At 54.5% G+C, this 17,194-nt stretch carries 15 protein-coding genes; 8 read left to right on the plus strand and 7 right to left on the minus strand.

Annotated features, from left to right (window positions below):
* Positions 1 to 139: 139 nt before the first annotated feature.
* Positions 140 to 1,726 (plus strand): metal transporter, encoded by a 1,587-nt coding sequence (locus tag GNT65_RS16430; protein WP_160798175.1) that lies wholly within the window; start codon positions 140 to 142, stop codon positions 1,724 to 1,726.
* Between the two features lie 69 nt (positions 1,727 to 1,795).
* Positions 1,796 to 2,602, plus strand: a complete 807-nt coding sequence (locus GNT65_RS16435) for an NRDE family protein (protein WP_160798177.1) — start codon at positions 1,796 to 1,798, stop codon at positions 2,600 to 2,602.
* On the opposite strand, the gene GNT65_RS16440 is transcribed toward GNT65_RS16435, so the two are convergent.
* Positions 2,599 to 3,021 (minus strand): YybH family protein, encoded by a 423-nt coding sequence (locus GNT65_RS16440; RefSeq protein WP_160798179.1) that lies wholly within the window; start codon positions 3,019 to 3,021, stop codon positions 2,599 to 2,601. The two genes, GNT65_RS16435 and GNT65_RS16440, sit on opposite strands and share 4 nt — an antisense overlap.
* Before the next feature lie 239 nt (positions 3,022 to 3,260).
* Here GNT65_RS16440 and GNT65_RS16445 point away from each other — a divergent pair, with 239 nt between their 5' ends.
* On the plus strand, positions 3,261 to 3,812 hold the full coding sequence (locus GNT65_RS16445) for a lysophospholipid acyltransferase family protein (RefSeq protein WP_160798181.1): 552 nt from the start codon (positions 3,261 to 3,263) through the stop codon (positions 3,810 to 3,812).
* Positions 3,813 to 3,887: 75 nt separating this feature from the next.
* Positions 3,888 to 4,511 carry a LysE family translocator gene (locus tag GNT65_RS16450; protein WP_160798183.1) on the plus strand — a complete coding sequence of 208 codons (624 nt, stop codon included), beginning with the start codon at positions 3,888 to 3,890 and terminating at the stop codon, positions 4,509 to 4,511.
* A 39-nt stretch (positions 4,512 to 4,550) separates the two neighbouring features.
* Here GNT65_RS16450 and GNT65_RS16455 read toward each other — a convergent pair whose 3' ends face one another.
* On the minus strand, positions 4,551 to 5,807 hold the full coding sequence (locus GNT65_RS16455; protein WP_160798185.1) for a mechanosensitive ion channel family protein: 1,257 nt from the start codon (positions 5,805 to 5,807) through the stop codon (positions 4,551 to 4,553).
* A gap of 183 nt (positions 5,808 to 5,990) precedes the next feature.
* On the opposite strand from GNT65_RS16455, the gene GNT65_RS16460 reads away from it, so the two are divergent.
* Both GNT65_RS16460 and GNT65_RS16465 read left to right on the plus strand, forming a co-directional pair.
* Positions 5,991 to 6,515 (plus strand): porin family protein, encoded by a 525-nt coding sequence (locus GNT65_RS16460; protein ID WP_160798187.1) that lies wholly within the window; start codon positions 5,991 to 5,993, stop codon positions 6,513 to 6,515.
* A 93-nt stretch (positions 6,516 to 6,608) separates the two neighbouring features.
* Positions 6,609 to 7,301: a DUF3157 family protein gene (locus GNT65_RS16465; RefSeq protein WP_160798189.1), complete on the plus strand. Its 693-nt coding sequence runs from the start codon at positions 6,609 to 6,611 to the stop codon at positions 7,299 to 7,301.
* Positions 7,302 to 7,350: 49 nt separating this feature from the next.
* On the opposite strand, the gene GNT65_RS16470 is transcribed toward GNT65_RS16465, so the two are convergent.
* The 4 genes from GNT65_RS16470 to hutC all read right to left on the minus strand — a co-directional run bounded on the left by GNT65_RS16470 (position 7,351) and on the right by hutC (position 12,040).
* Complete coding sequence (locus GNT65_RS16470; protein WP_160798191.1) at positions 7,351 to 7,830, minus strand: PaaI family thioesterase; 480 nt, start codon at positions 7,828 to 7,830, stop codon at positions 7,351 to 7,353.
* A gap of 150 nt (positions 7,831 to 7,980) precedes the next feature.
* Positions 7,981 to 9,513, minus strand: a complete 1,533-nt coding sequence (gene hutH / locus GNT65_RS16475; protein WP_160798193.1) for a histidine ammonia-lyase — start codon at positions 9,511 to 9,513, stop codon at positions 7,981 to 7,983.
* A 27-nt stretch (positions 9,514 to 9,540) separates the two neighbouring features.
* Positions 9,541 to 11,211 (minus strand): urocanate hydratase, encoded by a 1,671-nt coding sequence (gene hutU, locus GNT65_RS16480; protein ID WP_160798195.1) that lies wholly within the window; start codon positions 11,209 to 11,211, stop codon positions 9,541 to 9,543.
* Positions 11,212 to 11,332: 121 nt separating this feature from the next.
* Positions 11,333 to 12,040 carry a histidine utilization repressor gene (hutC, locus tag GNT65_RS16485; RefSeq protein ID WP_160798197.1) on the minus strand — a complete coding sequence of 236 codons (708 nt, stop codon included), beginning with the start codon at positions 12,038 to 12,040 and terminating at the stop codon, positions 11,333 to 11,335.
* A 181-nt stretch (positions 12,041 to 12,221) separates the two neighbouring features.
* Here hutC and hutI point away from each other — a divergent pair, with 181 nt between their 5' ends.
* The gene (gene hutI / locus GNT65_RS16490) at positions 12,222 to 13,448 is read left to right on the plus strand and encodes an imidazolonepropionase (protein ID WP_160798199.1); all 1,227 of its coding nucleotides are present in this window, start codon (positions 12,222 to 12,224) and stop codon (positions 13,446 to 13,448) included.
* Between the two features lie 684 nt (positions 13,449 to 14,132).
* Here the strand turns inward: hutI and GNT65_RS16495 are convergent.
* Positions 14,133 to 15,146 carry an IS110 family RNA-guided transposase gene (locus GNT65_RS16495; RefSeq protein ID WP_160798201.1) on the minus strand — a complete coding sequence of 338 codons (1,014 nt, stop codon included), beginning with the start codon at positions 15,144 to 15,146 and terminating at the stop codon, positions 14,133 to 14,135.
* 407 nt (positions 15,147 to 15,553) lie between these two features.
* Between GNT65_RS16495 and GNT65_RS16500 the strand changes: the two genes are divergently transcribed.
* Positions 15,554 to 17,191, plus strand: coding sequence for a KAP family P-loop NTPase fold protein (locus tag GNT65_RS16500; RefSeq protein WP_160798203.1), 1,638 nt, complete (start codon positions 15,554 to 15,556; stop codon positions 17,189 to 17,191).
* Positions 17,192 to 17,194 lie beyond the last annotated feature (3 nt).

Below are 17,194 nucleotides of genomic sequence, written 5' to 3' on the forward strand. Positions count from 1 at the left end.
AAGGATTTTCGGCCATCACTAGACGTGCAACACCTGCCGTGCCATGTAAATTCTGCTGCCCTTCGGGTTATTTGTTCGATTGGCAGACATAAGACTGATATACTAGCTGGCTTTCTAGGCTCCCTTTGTTAACACTTATATGTACTATCTCGTCGCCAGTTGTATTGCACTCCTGCTAGGCCCACTCTTCTATCGTTTCTTTACGACAGGGACAGGTCTGCAAAAAGGCTTAGATGGTTTCATCTTCGTGTCTCTTGGCGGACTGGTGCTGATCCATATTCTGCCCGAGCTTCTGGAGCATGGCGGCTTCCTCTCCCTGATGTTTGTGGTCGTCGGCCTCTGGGGCCCGACACTCAGCGAGCACCTGTTTCACCGCTACTCAGAGGTCACCCATAACCTGACACTGACCCTGGGCGTAGGCGGCCTGCTGCTGCATACCCTCACCGATGGCGGTGCCATGGTGCTGGCTCAGCAAGACGGCAATTCCAGCCTGTTGGCCCTAGGCGTTATCCTGCATCGTCTGCCTGTGGGGCTGGCGATCTGGTGGCTGCTCAAGCCCCAGGTGGGCAGTCGCTGGGCATCCATAGTATTAGGCGGCATGATGCTGCTGACCGGCGTGGGCTATTTTGCCGGCGAGCAGTTGCTGGCGCAGCTCAGCCTGGACAACACCGTCTATCTGCAGGCCTTCGTCACTGGCTCGATTCTGCACGTGGTGCTGCATCAGCCCCATGGCCATACCATAGACGACAAACAGGGCAAGTATGAATATCAGGCAGGCATCGGCAGCCTGCTGGGTATCGCCCTGCTATTTGTGCTGCTGGCATTCGATTCAGGCGGCCATGACCATCACGAACACAGCCACAGCAGCGAACAACTGCTGGACTGGCTGCTGACCCTGGCCCCAGTGCTACTGCTGAGCTATAGCCTGGCGGCGATGCGTTATCTAGTTGGCCTGTCACCCCACCATAAGCGCCTGAGCCAGCGCTGGCTGCAACGCCTGGCGGGACCGGAAGCCCTGGTGATCACCCTGCTGCTCCTGGGGCCTAGCCTGGCAATTATCCAGTTGATCGGCCTGACATTGGTAGGGATCTTACTCACTATGACCAGGGTCGAACCGACAGATCCCCATCATGGACTACCAGGTTCGGCCTGGCGCTTCGGCTTCGCCCACCTGGTGGATCGTAGTGCACCCTGGATAGTTCTCAGCCTGGTGCTGGCAAACCTAATCGGCCATCCCTCTGTGCCCCTAACCTCACCTATGGTACAGGTAGGCGTCTTGCTCCTACTGCTTCTGCCGATGCGTTTCTGTAGTCTCGGCGGTGCCGTGCTGGCCCTGACGCTGGCCTACAGCGGCTGGACCATGGAGGCAGTCATGCTGGTGTTGCTGGCGGCACCTGTGTTTAACCTGGCACAGCTGAAGCAGATGGACTGGACCCAACGCCTGGCACTCACAGGAGTGATCGGGCTCTGTCTGCTGGGTACCCATTGGTTAATCCCTGAGTGGAGCCGGCTGCTCAGCCTACCCGAAACAGTCAACCTGCTGAGTCTGGCCCTGGTCGCCCTGCTATTCGCCGCCAGCCTGTTACGGCTGGGGCCGCGTAAGTTTATGGCCCGCATCATGCTTTGGAAGCCTAAGGCTCATGATCACAAGCACAGCCATGGCCCGGCTAACGGCAAAGGTCATAGCCATGAGCACACACATCACCACGAGCACGGTCAGCATTAAGGGCTAAGGGATAGCTTTTCTCACCACGGGGCGCTAAGTTAGAGACAAACGCCCCCTCTGGAGCCATCCATGTGCATTCTCTTCGTCGCCCTCGAGGTACATCCCCAGTATCCACTGATCCTCTGTGCCAACCGTGACGAGTTTCACCACAGACCCACTGAGCCGGCCCACTTCTGGCCACCCGACAATCGGCTGCTTGCAGGTAAAGATCTTGAGGCTGGCGGCAGCTGGCTCGGGGTAAACCGCCAGGGGGAGCTCGCCGCACTCACCAATATTCGCGCCCCTGAATTGCACGAGGCTAATCGCCACAGCCGGGGCGATCTGGTGATCAAGGCGCTGACCCAGTCTCAGACCATGACAACGTCCTGGCTCAGGGAGCACAGCCAACACTACAACCCCTTCAACCTGCTGTTCGGTAAAGACTTAGAGCTCTACTGCTACCACAGCGTCAGCAAGACGGTTAAGCCGCTGTCACCAGGCTTTCATGCCATCAGCAACGGCGCCCTCGACGATATCTGGCCCAAGATGGCTCAGGGGACCCAGGCGTTAGAGCGAGAGATTAACAAGAGCGGCGAGATAGATGTTCAGGCCCTGCTGACCATAATGACAGACGAGCGTCAGGCGCCCGATGAGGATCTGCCGCAGACCGGGGTCGCGTTGGAGTGGGAGCGCCTGCTCTCCTCCATCTATATCAAGCATCCGGAATATGGCACCCGCTCAACCTCTATCCTGCTAAGAGACAAGCAAGGCAGGTGTGAGTTTGTCGAGGTCAGATACGATGGTAAGGGCAGAAACTTGGGCAGGCAGGTGTTTAAGTTTCAGACCGGCCCCGAACAGGGGGCCGAAGTGAACGGTGAGTCGCCTAAAACGGCCTAATCCGACGAGTGATCGTGGGTGATCACCCACTTGTCGTCTATCTTCTCTACCAGCAGGGTAAACACACCATTTGGTTTGTCTTTGACCCGGATCAGCTGCCAGCGGCCCACGACAATGGCGGCATAGTTGCTGAGCATCTTGGTCTCTTCTATGGTGAACTTGAGCTGCCCCAGGGTGGCCTTATCGGGATAGTTCTTCTTGTAGGCCGCCAATGTCTCGGCCCAGCCATAGCGGAATTTATTGCCCGAGACGAAACGCATCTTGTCGCTCTGCCAATAGCCTTGCATATAGGCATCCAGATCGCCTCGATTCCAGGCCGCCTCCTGTTCCCGCAGGATATTGGCGATATCGTCCGTCGGCACCGCCTGCACCGGGAGTCCCAGCAGCAGGAACAGTAAAATCCATCCTTTTTTAAGCATCATCATCTCCAGGTGGGAGGCTAGGGCCAGTTTATCTTCCCTATCTGTTTTTACAGCAGTTTGCAGGCGATTTCTAAAGGCCGAGCCTGATTATTCTAGCCATTCTACACAAACTGGCGATAACGCGGTAGAAATGGCCAACAAACCCTGCCTAAGGGTGTATTATATAATAAATGTTAGTAAGGCATTATCTTCTCTATAAAAATGCCTCGTTCGAGCGATTCAGTAGAGTCTAATTTATGTTTCAATCTTTGTGTAAAGCCATCCTTAAACTCAGCGGCTGGACCATAGACGGTCAACTCCCCGAGGCGAAGCAATATATCGCCATCGTCGGCCCCCATACCAGCAACTGGGACTTCATCGTCGGGGTGTTGGCCAGAGGCGCCCTGGGGCAGAAGATCCACTTCCTCGGCAAGCATCAACTGTTTATTCCCCCCTGGGGCTGGCTATTTCGTGCCATCGGCGGCACCCCGGTGGATCGCCGCAAGAGCAACAACCTGGTCGACGCCGCGGCGCAGCTGTTTCAGCAAGATCCAAATTTCAAGCTTGCCCTGGCACCGGAAGGTACCCGCAGCCCGGTAACACGCTGGAAGACTGGCTTCTACCATATTGCCACCAAGGCACAGGTGCCCATAGTCACGGTAGCATTGGATTTTGCCGGTAAGCGAGTGGTGCTCCCAGAGGCGCTATACGTCACAGGCGATATCGACAAGGAAATGTCGCAGATCCTCGATTTTTACCGCACCATCAAGGGCCGTCATGCCAAGGTCATCCCCGACTACCAAGCCTAAGATTGCCTAACAGATTGCCAAATCGGATCGCACTGGTTATAGTGCGGCCACCGGCATTTTGTATACAATTTTCAGATGAACTTAGATACCTGGCTACTCTACTTGGCGGCGATCCTGCTTATCGCCATCTCCCCCGGCACCATGGCGGTGCTGTCCATGAGTCATGGGATCCATTTCGGCAAGGTACGCAGCCTGGCCACCGCCCTGGGAAGCGTCAGCTCGGCCTTGCTGTTGATGTTTGCCTCCGCCGCCGGCCTGGGCGCGCTGCTGAGCGCCACCGAGTACGGCTTTACCCTGCTCAAATATTGCGGCGCCGCCTACCTTATCTATCTGGGGATCAAGCTGATACTGACCAAGGCCAGCGCACAGGGGCTGGACCTGCAACATATCAAGGGCAAGGGCTCGCCTAAGCAGATGTTTAAAGAGGCCTTCCTGGTAGGGATAAGCAACCCTAAGGATCTGCTCTTCTTCGGCGCCCTATTTCCACAGTTTATCGATATCACCGCGCCCCAGGGACCACAGCTCGCCATCCTGGCACTCACCTGGGCCCTGGTGGATTTCAGCTTCGTGATGATCTACGCCAGCATGGCAAACGTGCTGGCACCCAAACTCAGGGCCAGCAACCGCCTGCATTGGTTCGACCGCACCAGCGGCGGCGTGTTTCTCACCCTGGCCGCCATACTGGTGACAAAAGACTAATCAGACTGCCCCAGTCCCGACAACGTCAAGAAGCTGGGTTTATAGCGCGCCCTTTAGGCTACGCACATCGGCGCCGGTCGGCCCCTGGAAGGCCCTCAGGTTAAACTGCGGCAGAATCGCATAGATATGATCGAAAATATCCGCCTGAATATCCTCGTAGAACGCCCAGCGGGTATCGTTGGTAAAGATATAGATCTCTATGGGTAACCCCTCTGTGGTCGGTGCCAGCTGACGCACCAGCAGGGTCATCTCCTGATGCACCTTAGGGTGTTTACGCATATATTCCAGCAGATAGGCCCTGAATGTGCCGACATTGGTCAGGTTGCGGCTATTCACTGGCATGTCACCATCCTGAATATTGGCGTTGAACTCGGTGATCTCCGCCTCTTTGCGGGCCAGGTAATCCTTGAGCAGGTTGATCTTACCCAGACGTTTGAGCTGTTCATCACTGAGAAAGGCGATGGAGTCGATATCGATATTGACCGCCCGCTTGATGCGCCTGCCGCCAGACTCAGACATGCCGCGCCAGTTCTTGAAGGCGTCGGACACTAGGGCATAGGCGGGGATCATAGTGATGGTCTTGTCCCAGTTCTGCACCTTGACCGTGGTCAGTGAGACTTCTTCCACCGCGCCGTCGGCACCATACTTATCCATCTGGATCCAGTCACCCGGGCTGACCATGCGGTTGGCCGCCAGCTGAATACCGGCCACGAAACCCAATATGGTGTCTTTGAACACCAACATCACCAGACCCGTGGCGACACCCAGGCCGCTGAGGAAGTAGACCGGCGACTGCTCTGCCAGCACGGAGATCGAGATGATGATGGCGACGAAGAACATAAACAGCTTGAGTAGCTGCACGAAACTCTTGATCGGCAGGCGACGACTGATCAGGTTAACGTCGGCAATCTCGTTACCTGCATCCAGCACGCTATACACGGCGCGCACGAAGAGAACCACGATAGTCACATCAAGCAATCTATCCGCCAGGCTGCTGAGCAAAGGATGCTCCACCAGCGCCAGCGGCAACAAGATGTTGAGGATCAAGGCGGGCACCAGCTTGGCCAGCTTCTCCAGCACCTTGTGCTGCATGAAGATATCGTCCCAACGCACCTTAGAGCGCTGGATCACTATGTTCATTGTGCTCACCACGCCGCGTTTCACCACCACATAGCCGATGAAGGCGATCAACAGACAAGCAAAGACCATGACGCCGGTAGATACTCCATCCGCCGGGCTGTCTATTCCCAAATGAGTCAACCAGAGCGACACCTGTGAGCGTAATTCTTGATCCAAAATTCTCTCTCCTTGCAAATTCACCTGTTGTGGCAAATCCGATAATGAGCCTGCAACAAGACCATTTCAGCACACCAACAAAAGCGATACAACTACTTATTTTAAAAGCTATTTTAGCCTATCTGATTGACTGTAATACAGAGATTCTAAACAATCCATTGTCCCTCGATGATGGAGAAATTTATGCTAAAGCCTCTACTCACCGCCATCTTGCTCATGGCCGCCACTCCCCTGTTGGCGGCAGACCAGGCGCAGGGGCCAAGCCCCAAGACAGCCATCACCCTGGATTACATCCCGGCCGAGTCGGCGCTCTATGGTATCACCCTGGCACCCAGCCATTATGACAGGGATTATGCCAACTGGGGCTACTATCTGGGCTATGCCCAGAGCCAGAAGCGGGACATAGCCGTCGAGGCGCCCAGCGAGGCCTATTCCCAGGACAAGCTGTGGCGATTCGGCCTCAGCTACGGCCTCACAGACCATCTCAGCCTCTACGGCGGTGCCAGCGCCTACACCCAGGAATACTCCTACACCAACAATATCTCGCCGCGTATCGTCGACGGTAAACCCACTTGGGAGACGGAGCGGGAGACTCGCTGGGGCGGCGAGCTCGGCGTTCGCTATCGACTTGGCCGTCATCTGGTACTCGGCCTGGGTTATGACTCGGCCAGCCAGTCGGCGCTCTTCAGCCTGGGCTACAGCAACTAAAATCCACTAATCGCGATCCTGGCATATAGGAATTTACCGCGAGTTTGACTATGCTAGAGGCCACAAACAAACCGCTAAAACTGGTTAAATTCAATGTATAAAGCACTACAAAGCTGCGCCATCATGGCCCTCTTCCTCCTGGTGGCCCCCACCTTTGCAGCCGATAAGGCTGACGATACCGTCGCGCTGATCACCCTGGAAAATGGCGCCACCGTCAGACTCAACGCCGACTTCACCTGGGAATATGTATTCCTGACGCCTCAGGCATCTTCTACTGCAACTGAAGGCCAGGCGACTGAAAACCAAGAGACTAAGACAGTCCAGACGCAGGCCAATACCCAAGCCGAGCAGGCCAGTCAGCCCGTCGCCAAGGTACAGCAGCCCGTGGTGATCGCCAGCGGCCCGGTCGTGGGCGGCGCCATGACGGCATCGGCCATGGATCACGCCAACCTGCTGAGAGCAACCGCCAAGGGTGGCGCCAAGGTGAGCTACCTCAAGAGCCAGTGGGACAGCGAGGGGCGCCTGGGTCTCAACTTCGAGCTGAGCAGCAACAGCGAAGAGAACTATGTGATCATCGAGATGGAGATCGGCCTGTATGCCGACTCGGGCGAGCTGATCAAGACAGAGACGGTCAACGTCTGGCAGGCAATCTTCCGCGTGCCCGAGACCTATCTGCGTAAAGGACAGACCCGCGACAGCGAGACCTTCTGGATCGAAGGCGTCGACAAGGCCAGGTGGAGCAAAGAGCTGATGACGCTGAAAATTATCGACATGAGCTCGCGCTAACGACGAGTATCGAGTGGAAAGCAGAAACAGGCCCTAGTGGCCTGTTTTATTATGCGGGCGTAGCGGCCATGGTCTCTGGCATCTTGACCGCCACCATATGGCCGCGGGCACACAGCTTACCGTCTGCCGACAGGGCAATCTCCACCACCATCTTGCGGGGCTTCACCTCTTTGATCTCACCGACAAGCTCCAGCTCCACGCCCATGGGGGTCGGCGCCAGGTAGTCTATGTTGAGGGCGGCGGTGACAAATCTTGGCGGCTCATCCAGCTGCTCCCCCGCCTGTTCGAGTGCGCGCTGGGCGGCGGCGCTGGCACTGCCGGTGCCGTGACAATCTATCAATGAGGCAATAAGGCCGCCATAGACGAAGCCTGGGATCGCCGTATGAAAGGGCTTGGGCATAAAGTGGGCTATGGTCTGCTCGCCGCGCCAATAACTCTTGAGTTGATGCCCCTGCTCGTTGTTGCGGCCACAGCCATAGCAGTGGCTCAGGTCATCCGGGTAGGCATCCTGAAAGGCGATTCCCTGCATAATATACTCCTTGATAAATTGGCCTTCTACGCTAACGAGATAGCGCCCCCATGGCAACACAGACTTATGGACTAATACCATTCGTAGTTGGCCCTATGCGCCAGCCAATAAAAAAGGGCCCTAAGGCCCTTTTCGCTCACAGCATTTCCACTAGAGGCTAGGTAACACGCCAGCCGGTAGATACTGGTTGTAGCTGGCGCTCAATAGCAGGTCGGTAGCCGCTTCGATATCCGGACCGAAGAATCTGTCCTTATCATAGTAGGCCACTACCTCACGCAGCTCGGCCTTAGCCTTAGCCACGGCCGTCGCAGGCTGCAGCGGTGCGCGGAAATCCAGGCCCTGAGCCGCCGCCAGCAATTCAACTGCCAGCACGCCACGGGTGTTTTCCGACATGTCACGCAGACGGCGCGCCGCGAAGGTCGCCATAGAGACGTGATCTTCCTGGTTGGCCGAGGTCGGCAGGCTGTCGACCGAGGCAGGATGAGCGTAAGTCTTGTTCTCAGAGGCCAGGGCCGCCGCCGTCACCTGAGCGATCATGAAACCAGAGTTCACCCCGCCGTTCTCCACCAAAAATGGTGGCAGCTTAGAGAGGTTAGAGTCGATCAGCAGGGCGATACGACGCTCGGCGATGGAGCCCAGCTCGGCGATGGCAATCGCCAGGTTATCCGCCGCCATGGCCACGGGCTCGGCGTGGAAGTTACCGCCCGAGATGATGTCGCCGGTATCCTGGAACACCAGTGGGTTATCGGTTACGCCGTTGGCTTCGGTGGCCAGCACCTCGGCGGCGTGACGGATCTGGGTCAGACAGGCACCCAGCACCTGTGGCTGACAACGCAGCGAGTATGGATCCTGCACCTTCTCACAGTTGATGTGATCCAGGCTGATCTCAGACTCATTCCCCAGCAGGTGACGGAACACGGCGGCCGAGTCGATCTGGCCCTTCTGGCCGCGCGCCGCATGGATGCGTGGGTCGAACGGGCTACGACTGCCCATGGCGGCCTCGACGCTCATGGCGCCGATCACCGAGCTGGCCGCAAACAGATCTTCGGCATTGAACAGACCTTCCAGCGCCAGGGCGGTAGAGGCCTGAGTGCCGTTAAGCAGCGCCAGACCTTCCTTCGCCGCCAGTTCGATAGGCTTGAGACCGGCGATCTCCAGGCCTTCGGCGGCCGAGATGATCTGTCCCTTGTGGCTCATCTCGCCTTCGCCCAGCAGCGGCAGACACATGTGTGACAGCGGCGCCAGGTCGCCCGAGGCGCCTACCGACCCCTTCTCGGGCACACATGGGTAGACTTCGGCGTTCACCAGGGCGATCAGGAAGTTGATCACCTCGAGACGAATGCCTGAGAAGCCACGGCTGAGGGAGTTGATCTTCAGCACCATCATCAGGCGCACTGTGGCGTCTTGCATATACTGGCCGGTACCGGCGGCGTGAGACAGCACGATAGAGCGCTGTAGCAGCTGCAGATCTTCCTCGCCAATCTTAGTGTTGGCCAGCAGACCGAAGCCGGTGTTGATGCCGTAGACGGTGCGACCTTCGTCGATCACCTTCTGTACCAGACCGGCACTGGTGTTGATGTCGGCCACGGCGCTGTCACACAGCTCCAGGCTCAACTTACCACGGCTGACGGCTCTTAGTTGTGCCAGGCTAAGGGTGCCCGGCTTTAATACTAGATGACTCATAGTTACAACCTCTTGTTCTTATTGTTTTTACAGGTTGAGCATGGGCAGATCCAGGCCCTGCTCCTTGGCACACTGCTTGGCGATCTCATAGCCAGCATCCGCATGACGCATCACGCCGGTTGCAGGGTCGTTCCACAGCACACGGCCCAGACGCGCCTCGGCCTCGTCTGTACCATCGGCAACGATCACCACACCCGAGTGCTGACTGAAGCCCATGCCGACGCCGCCGCCGTGGTGCAGAGACACCCAAGTCGCGCCGCTTGCGGTGTTAAGCAGGGCGTTCATCAGCGGCCAATCCGATACCGCATCACTGCCGTCCAGCATAGATTCGGTCTCACGGTTAGGGCTGGCAACAGAGCCAGAATCCAGGTGGTCACGACCGATCACGATTGGCGCCGACAGCTCGCCGTTTTTCACCATCTCGTTGAAGGCCTTAGCCAGACGCGCCCTGTCTTTCAGGCCGACCCAGCAGATACGTGCCGGCAGCCCCTGGAAGGCGATGCGCTCGCGCGCCATGTCCAGCCAGTTGTGCAGGTGCGGGTTGTCTGGGATCAGCTCCTTCACCTTAGCGTCTGTCTTGTAGATATCTTCCGGATCGCCAGAGAGCGCCGCCCAGCGGAAGGGACCTATGCCTTCGCAGAAGAGTGGACGCACATAGGCAGGTACGAAACCTGGAAAGTCGAAGGCATTTTCTACGCCCTCTTCGAACGCCATCTGGCGAATGTTGTTACCATAGTCTGTGGTGGCCGCGCCTGCCGCCTGCAGGGCCAGCATGGCTTTAACCTGTACCGCCATCGACTGCTTGGCCGCCTTAACCACGGCTGCCTCATCTTTTTTGCGCATCTCGGCGGCGTATTCCAGGGTCCAGCCCTGTGGCAGGTAGCCGTTTAGCGGATCGTGGGCCGAGGTCTGGTCGGTCACCACGTCTGGGGTGATGCCGCGTTCCACCAGCTCGGCGAAGACATCGGCGGCGTTGGCGAGCAGGCCGACTGACACTGGCTTGCCGCTCTTGTTGGCTTCGTCGATCATCGCCAGCGCCTCATCCAGGCTAGTGGCCTTTTTGTCTACATAACGGGTACGCAGACGGAAGTCGATGCGAGTCTCGTCCACCTCACAGGCCAGTACAGAGTAGCCCGCCATGGTGCCAGCCAGTGGCTGAGCGCCACCCATGCCACCCAGACCGCCGGTGAGGATCCACTTGCCACTGGCGTCACCGCCAAAGTGTTGCTTGGCCATGGCCACGAAGGTCTCGTAGGTGCCCTGAACGATACCCTGAGAGCCGATATAGATCCAAGAACCGGCAGTCATCTGGCCATACATGGCCAGGCCCTTCTTATCCAGCTCGTTGAAGTGTTCCCAGTTAGCCCAGTGTGGTACCAGGTTAGAGTTGGCGATGATGACGCGTGGCGCGTTGCTGTGGGTCTTGAACACGCCCACAGGCTTGCCCGACTGCACCAGCAGGGTCTCGTCTTCTTCCAGGCGCTGCAGCACCTCTACTATCTTGTCGTAGCACTGCCAGTCACGGGCCGCACGGCCGATACCGCCGTAGACCACCAGGTCTTCCGGGCGCTCGGCCACATCTGGGTGCAGGTTGTTCATCAGCATGCGCATCGGCGCCTCGGTGAGCCAGCTCTTACAGCTTAGCGTAGTGCCATGTGGCGCTATGATGCGACGGCTAGGGTCGTGTCTCTTATCCATTCTTGCTTACCTCAATTGTGCTGTCACGATGACATTATTTTTATGTTTATCTGTTACTTAATACCTGTCGCAACCTAATGGCTACTGAGGGAACAGGCGGTCCCGAAATCTGTTGTGCCGACTAGCGATTAAAGGTCAGGTGTCCGCCTAGGCGGAAACGGCTGCCCGGATGCAGCAGGCGGGCGAAACTCACCACCCCCTGACGGGACCAGGTGCGACGCAGGATCTGCAGGCAAGGTTCGCTAGACTCTATCTGCAGACGCGCGCGTTGGATATCGTCGGCCACCACGGCCTCTATGGTGTGGCGGGCCTCGGTAAGTGGCGCCACCAGGGAGAGGTATTCGTGGGGGGTCTGCAGGCTAAAGTCTTGATCCGGGTAGTCGGGCACTAGCTGCGGATTAACGAAACGCTCCTCCAGCTGCAGCGGCGTCCCCTGCTCGCAGTGCACCAGCACCGAGTAGAACACCTCGCTGCCCTCCTCCAGCCCTAAAGCGATGGCGATCTGCGCCCTGGCCTGGACGCGGGTCAGCTCGAGCTGCTTGACGCTATAACCATGGCCCCTGTCCTTGATCTCGTCGGCGATGTTGCGGATCGCCATCATGGAGGATTGCGACTTGAGCCCGGCCACGAAGGTACCCAGGCCCTGGGAGCGCTCGAGCACGCCAGACTCGGTCAGCTCGGTCAGAGCGCGCCGCGCCGTCATGCGGCTACAGGTAAACAGCTCGGCCAGTTGGTTCTCCGACGGCACGCGGCTATGCTGCTGCCACTCACCGGACTCCACCTTGGTCAAGATAAACTGTTTAATCTCTGCAAACTTGGGCGTCGCCATCTCTGTTCCTCTGTGGGCTGCCGGGTTGCTATCGCCCCGGACATAGCCGCAAACTCGATTACACTTTTCAAATGCTGAAAATTACCGCTATAATCCTAGCTTGTATATACAAGTAAATACAAGCGAGCTCACACAAATTTATTGCCGCCATAGTTAAGGCGCGCCAGTCGAGGGAAACATCATGTCTTGGGATCAGGTTTGGATTGACGTCAATATCGCCACTATGGACCCTGAAATTTCAGCGCCTTACGGTGCGATCACCGATGCCGCCATCGCCATCAAGGAGGGCAAGATCGCCTGGATGGGTCCCCGCAGCGAACTACCCGAGTTCGATGTCTTGTCAACGCCAGTTTACAGAGGCAAGGACGGCTGGCTCACACCCGGCCTTATCGACGCCCACACCCACCTGGTGTTTGCCGGCAACCGCGCCAACGAGTTTGAGCTGCGCCTGCAGGGTGCCAGCTATGAAGAGATCGCCCGCGCCGGCGGCGGCATCATCAGCACGGTCAAGGCCTGTCGCGAGGCCAGCGAAGCCGAGCTGTTCGAGCTGGGACGCCAACGCCTCAACGCCCTGGCCAAGGAGGGGGTGACCACAGTCGAGATAAAATCCGGCTATGGCCTGGATACCGAAACCGAACTCAAGCTGCTCAGGGTCGCCCGCGAGCTAGGCAAGCATCACCATGTGGACGTGAAGATCACCTTCCTCGGCGCCCACGCCATCCCGCCCGAGTACAAGGACAACAGCGACGCCTATGTAGATCTGGTGCTCGATGAGATGCTACCCGCAGTGATCCAAGAGGGGCTGGCCGATGCCGTGGATGTCTTCTGCGAGAACATCGCCTTCAGCCTGGCACAGACAGAGCGGGTGCTCAGCGCGGCTAAACAGGCTGGACTGGATATCAAGCTGCACGCCGAGCAGCTGTCGAACCTGGGCGGTTCGGCCATGGCGGCCAAATTAGGCGCCAAGTCGGTGGATCATATCGAATACCTGGATGAGGCGGGCGTTAAGGCATTGAGCGAGAGCGGCACCTGCGCCACCCTGCTTCCCGGCGCCTTCTACTTCCTGCGGGAAACCCAGATGCCGCCTATCGACATGCTACGTCAATACGAGGTGCCCATGGTGCTGGCCAGCGACTACAACCCAGGCTCGTCGCCACTCTGCTCGAGCCTGCTGATGCTCAACATGGGCTGTACCCTGTTCCGCCTCACCCCAGAGGAAGCCCTCGCAGGCATGACACGCAACGCCGCCAAGGCGCTGGGCGTCGAGGCCTCTGTCGGCGTACTCAAGGTCGGCATGCAAGCCGACTTCTGTCTGTGGGATATCACCACCCCCGCGGCCCTCGCCTACAGCTATGGAGTGGATGTGTGTAAGGAAGTGTTGAAAAACGGGAACCTGGTTCATCAGTGAAGATGAAGTGATCTTCTGGTTTTGTGCCCATCAGGGTTTTGGTATTTAGCCAGTGAATGAGATAACCATGATTTAATGGTTATCTATCACCTGCGGTGGGTGCAGCATAGGGACATGCTAATGTCGTGATCACATGGATGTGAAAGAACGACCTCATGTGCAAGCACTCTTTTGGCACGGTGAGTGAAGCGCAGCTTCTAGCTCACGAACGAGAGGCATGGATGCCGAACTGGATTTTAAACAGGGACGTTGTTCAAGCCCATCCCTCCATGAACTGTAATGGCATAAATGCCAAATGACTTCCTAGTCAGCAAATATATAGCTGTAAATTCTTCGCTTCAGCTTTTGATATTTAATAAGTAATTGAAAGCCATGACGCCATGGCAACCTATCACCTGCGGTGGGCTCATGTGCAAGCACACTTTTGGCACGCAGCAAGCCCGTATATGGACACCTGGATAGATTCAATAGCTAATTTGTTAGTAACAAAAGATATTACTGCATCCGTATATCCGACCTGTTTATGAGCAATTAGAGGCTCTGGCCTTAATGAGAACCGCGCCTCTACGCCTTAACCGTCCCTCCGAACTCTTAGGTTCATGGACTCTCTCAGGTGTTGTAGAGGCCGGTATTACCTGTTGTTACATTACTTTTTAGCAGTACATGGTTTGTTTTACTTACAGGTCAAACCGCTCTGAACTCCGTTTTCTTAAATAGAATAGCCCAAACAATTCTTGCTAACTTGTTAGCCAGTGCGACTGCAGACTTGTGACTGCCTCGCCGTTCGATAAGCGTTTTAACCCAAACAGACAGCCTGTCTTGCGCTGTTTTACAGTGTCTTATAATCGACCAAGCACATTGAATAAGTAGCTTCCTGAGGTAACGGTTACCTCGCTTCGTTATCCCGCCAAGACTCTGCTTTCCACCGCTTGAATGCTCTTTTGGCACTAAGCCAATGTTTGCTGAAAAATGTCTACCGTTTTTGTAGGACGAACCATTACCTGCAAACGAGACTACGGCTGTTGCCGTAATTTCTCCTATTCCCTTTATTTGCATTAGCAGTTTAGCTCCTTCGGAAGCCTGGGCCTGCTGTTTGATATCCTTTTCTGATGACTTTATGGCTTCATTAATCGCGCTCCACTCTTGGTGTAGCAGAGTAAAATGGACTCGAGCTCTTTCGGTTAATTCATTTTCAGCATCTTCAATTAAGTCAGGTAATGCTGCTTTAAGGCTTTCTTTGCCTTGAGCAATAACGATACCATACTCATTTAGCAGGCCTCTGATTTGATTAATCAATGTTGTTCTGGCATCGACCTGCCTTTCTCTGATTCGATGTGCCAACATCATATCAACCTGCTCTAACGTTCTAGGCTCTACAAATTGAATATTAGGTCTATGCGCTGCTTCACAAATAGCGAAGGCATCATTACGGTCGTTTTTATTACCTTTGACAAAAGGCTTCACATGCTGAGGGGGAATTAACCTTACTTGATAACCTTGAGCTTTTAAGCTTCTTCCCCAGTAATTTGACCCGCTACAAGCCTCCATAGCTATGATTACATCAGGGTATTGGGCTAAAAACGCCATAAGTTGATGTCGACGAAGTGCACGATTAAATACAGATTTACAAGCCTGATTCACACCACAAACTTGGAAGACATTTTTTGCCAAATCGATACCAATTAGAGTAACTTTCATAGTGGACACCTTTTGTTGATATTGAACTCGCAAATTCAATATGGCGCTTTTGACGCCGACTTTACAAGAGGTGTCCATCTCATCATCCCTGGGGGCTCTGCGGTGGCATCTGATGTGAATGGATTCACAAATGCAGCGATGACATGGATGTCAAAGAGCTGCCATGCCACCGAAGGCCAAAAGCGTGCTTACACCCGGTCATCAGTCTCTTCGATTTGGCATCATTGCAGAAGTGCCTAACTCTCTTAAGTAAACTCTCTCCTCCCCCAAAGGCTAACTCCCACTGCCAAGGCGTCCAATACCTAAAAGGATTGCTGAAACAAATTCTTGTAATGAGGAATATGCAATTGAAATTCATAAATATAAAGACCAAGATGACCTATCAAATGTCACTCGAGATCTAGTAAATGACGTCACAAATTACGATTGATTGGTCGACCCCATTACAAACAGAAGACGATAGGGAAAACTTCCCAGCAGACCAGCTAGTTCGCGCAAAGTATGCAGAGTTTCTAACACATTTTTTGGCGTCTAAGGGCGAAGATAGCTCAAGCGAGAAACATAGCTATGTATTAAATTTGAACGCCGAATGGGGAGCAGGTAAATCTTACTTCCTGCGTCGCTGGGCGGCAGACTTGAAAGAAGAATACCCAGTTGTTTATGTAGACGCTTGGAAGCAAGACTACTCAGATGATCCCTTAATGACTGTTATCTCATCGATGATAACGCAGTTAAGAGAGCAAGCAGGGAAGAATGAAGAAGATCCTCTATTTAAAACACCACGTAAATTAATAGGCTTACTCAAAGCTGCCGCACCGAGCATTGCAAGAGGAGTTGCAACCAGATACTTAGGCATAGATCCCGTAAAAATCATTCAACAAGCTGATGATGACGATATTGGTGAGACGGTTAAAGACCGAAATGGACAAGATATCGATATGGGGCTAGCAGCCTCAAAAATAGTCGAACACTTAATCAAGGATCACGATGCCAAATCTGACGCAATAGCCAGTTTAAAGCTAAGTGTTGGGCAGTGGGTCAGGGCCGTCGTCGGACTTCAAAAAAAACAGCATCCCGCATTTATTTTTATTGATGAACTTGATCGATGCAGGCCTAGCTACGCCGTTGAAATGCTCGAAACAATTAAGCACATTTTCGACATCCCTGGCGTCGTATTTGTTGTTGCAACCGATACAGAACAACTACAACACACAATAAAGGCAATCTACGGCCAAGGGTTCGATGCTCGCACTTACCTCGGCAGATTCTTTAACAGCCGCTATACCCTCAAGGCCCCCTCTTTTGAAAAGTTACTTTCTGTTCATTGTGATGTGGAGAAGTTATCTGAATCATACTTCAACGATAGAAATATCAAGAACTGGCCAGCACTTGATGTCCAGACTGAAGACTCAGGTTTAATGCCACTCAAAAACCTGACGACCATTTATAACGCATTTTCGTTATCGGCAAGGCAAGTCATTCAAACAACAGAACGCCTCATTTCTGTTGTCGAAAACCTAAAGAAACATTCTCACGTCAACCTACTTTATCTCGCCTTCCTATTTTGCCTAAGAGAAAAAGACCAATTCCTATATGACACAATGCTTACAAAAGGTATCACTCAAAATTTTTCAGGCCAACAATCACTACACCAATTACTAATTGAAAGACTCGTAAACATAGCGATCAATAAGTTGAATATCCGATTAGATCCTTCAACTTTGATCAATGAACCAAGGGATAACTCTCTAAACCCCATATGGTCTACTCACATTGCTCCAGATGGTCAATACGCTCTCTCTATTTTCACATTTATTGAAGTTACAGATGCGCTCATAAAAACTGGATCACAATGGTCAAACCTCAGAAGTGAGGCAATACGTTATTTATCCAACAAAAATAATGACGTACATGTTAAAAGCTGGTTCACCCTTTTAGCTGAAAAAGAAAACACACTGAGCACCTATGGTATTGGTGCGTACAAAGATTTAGTCGAACTTGCTTCGGCATTGGATATGCCAGAACCGGAAAGCACACAAAGTTAAATT

This window comes from Shewanella insulae (assembly GCF_009831655.1).
Lineage (GTDB): Bacteria > Pseudomonadota > Gammaproteobacteria > Enterobacterales > Shewanellaceae > Shewanella > Shewanella insulae.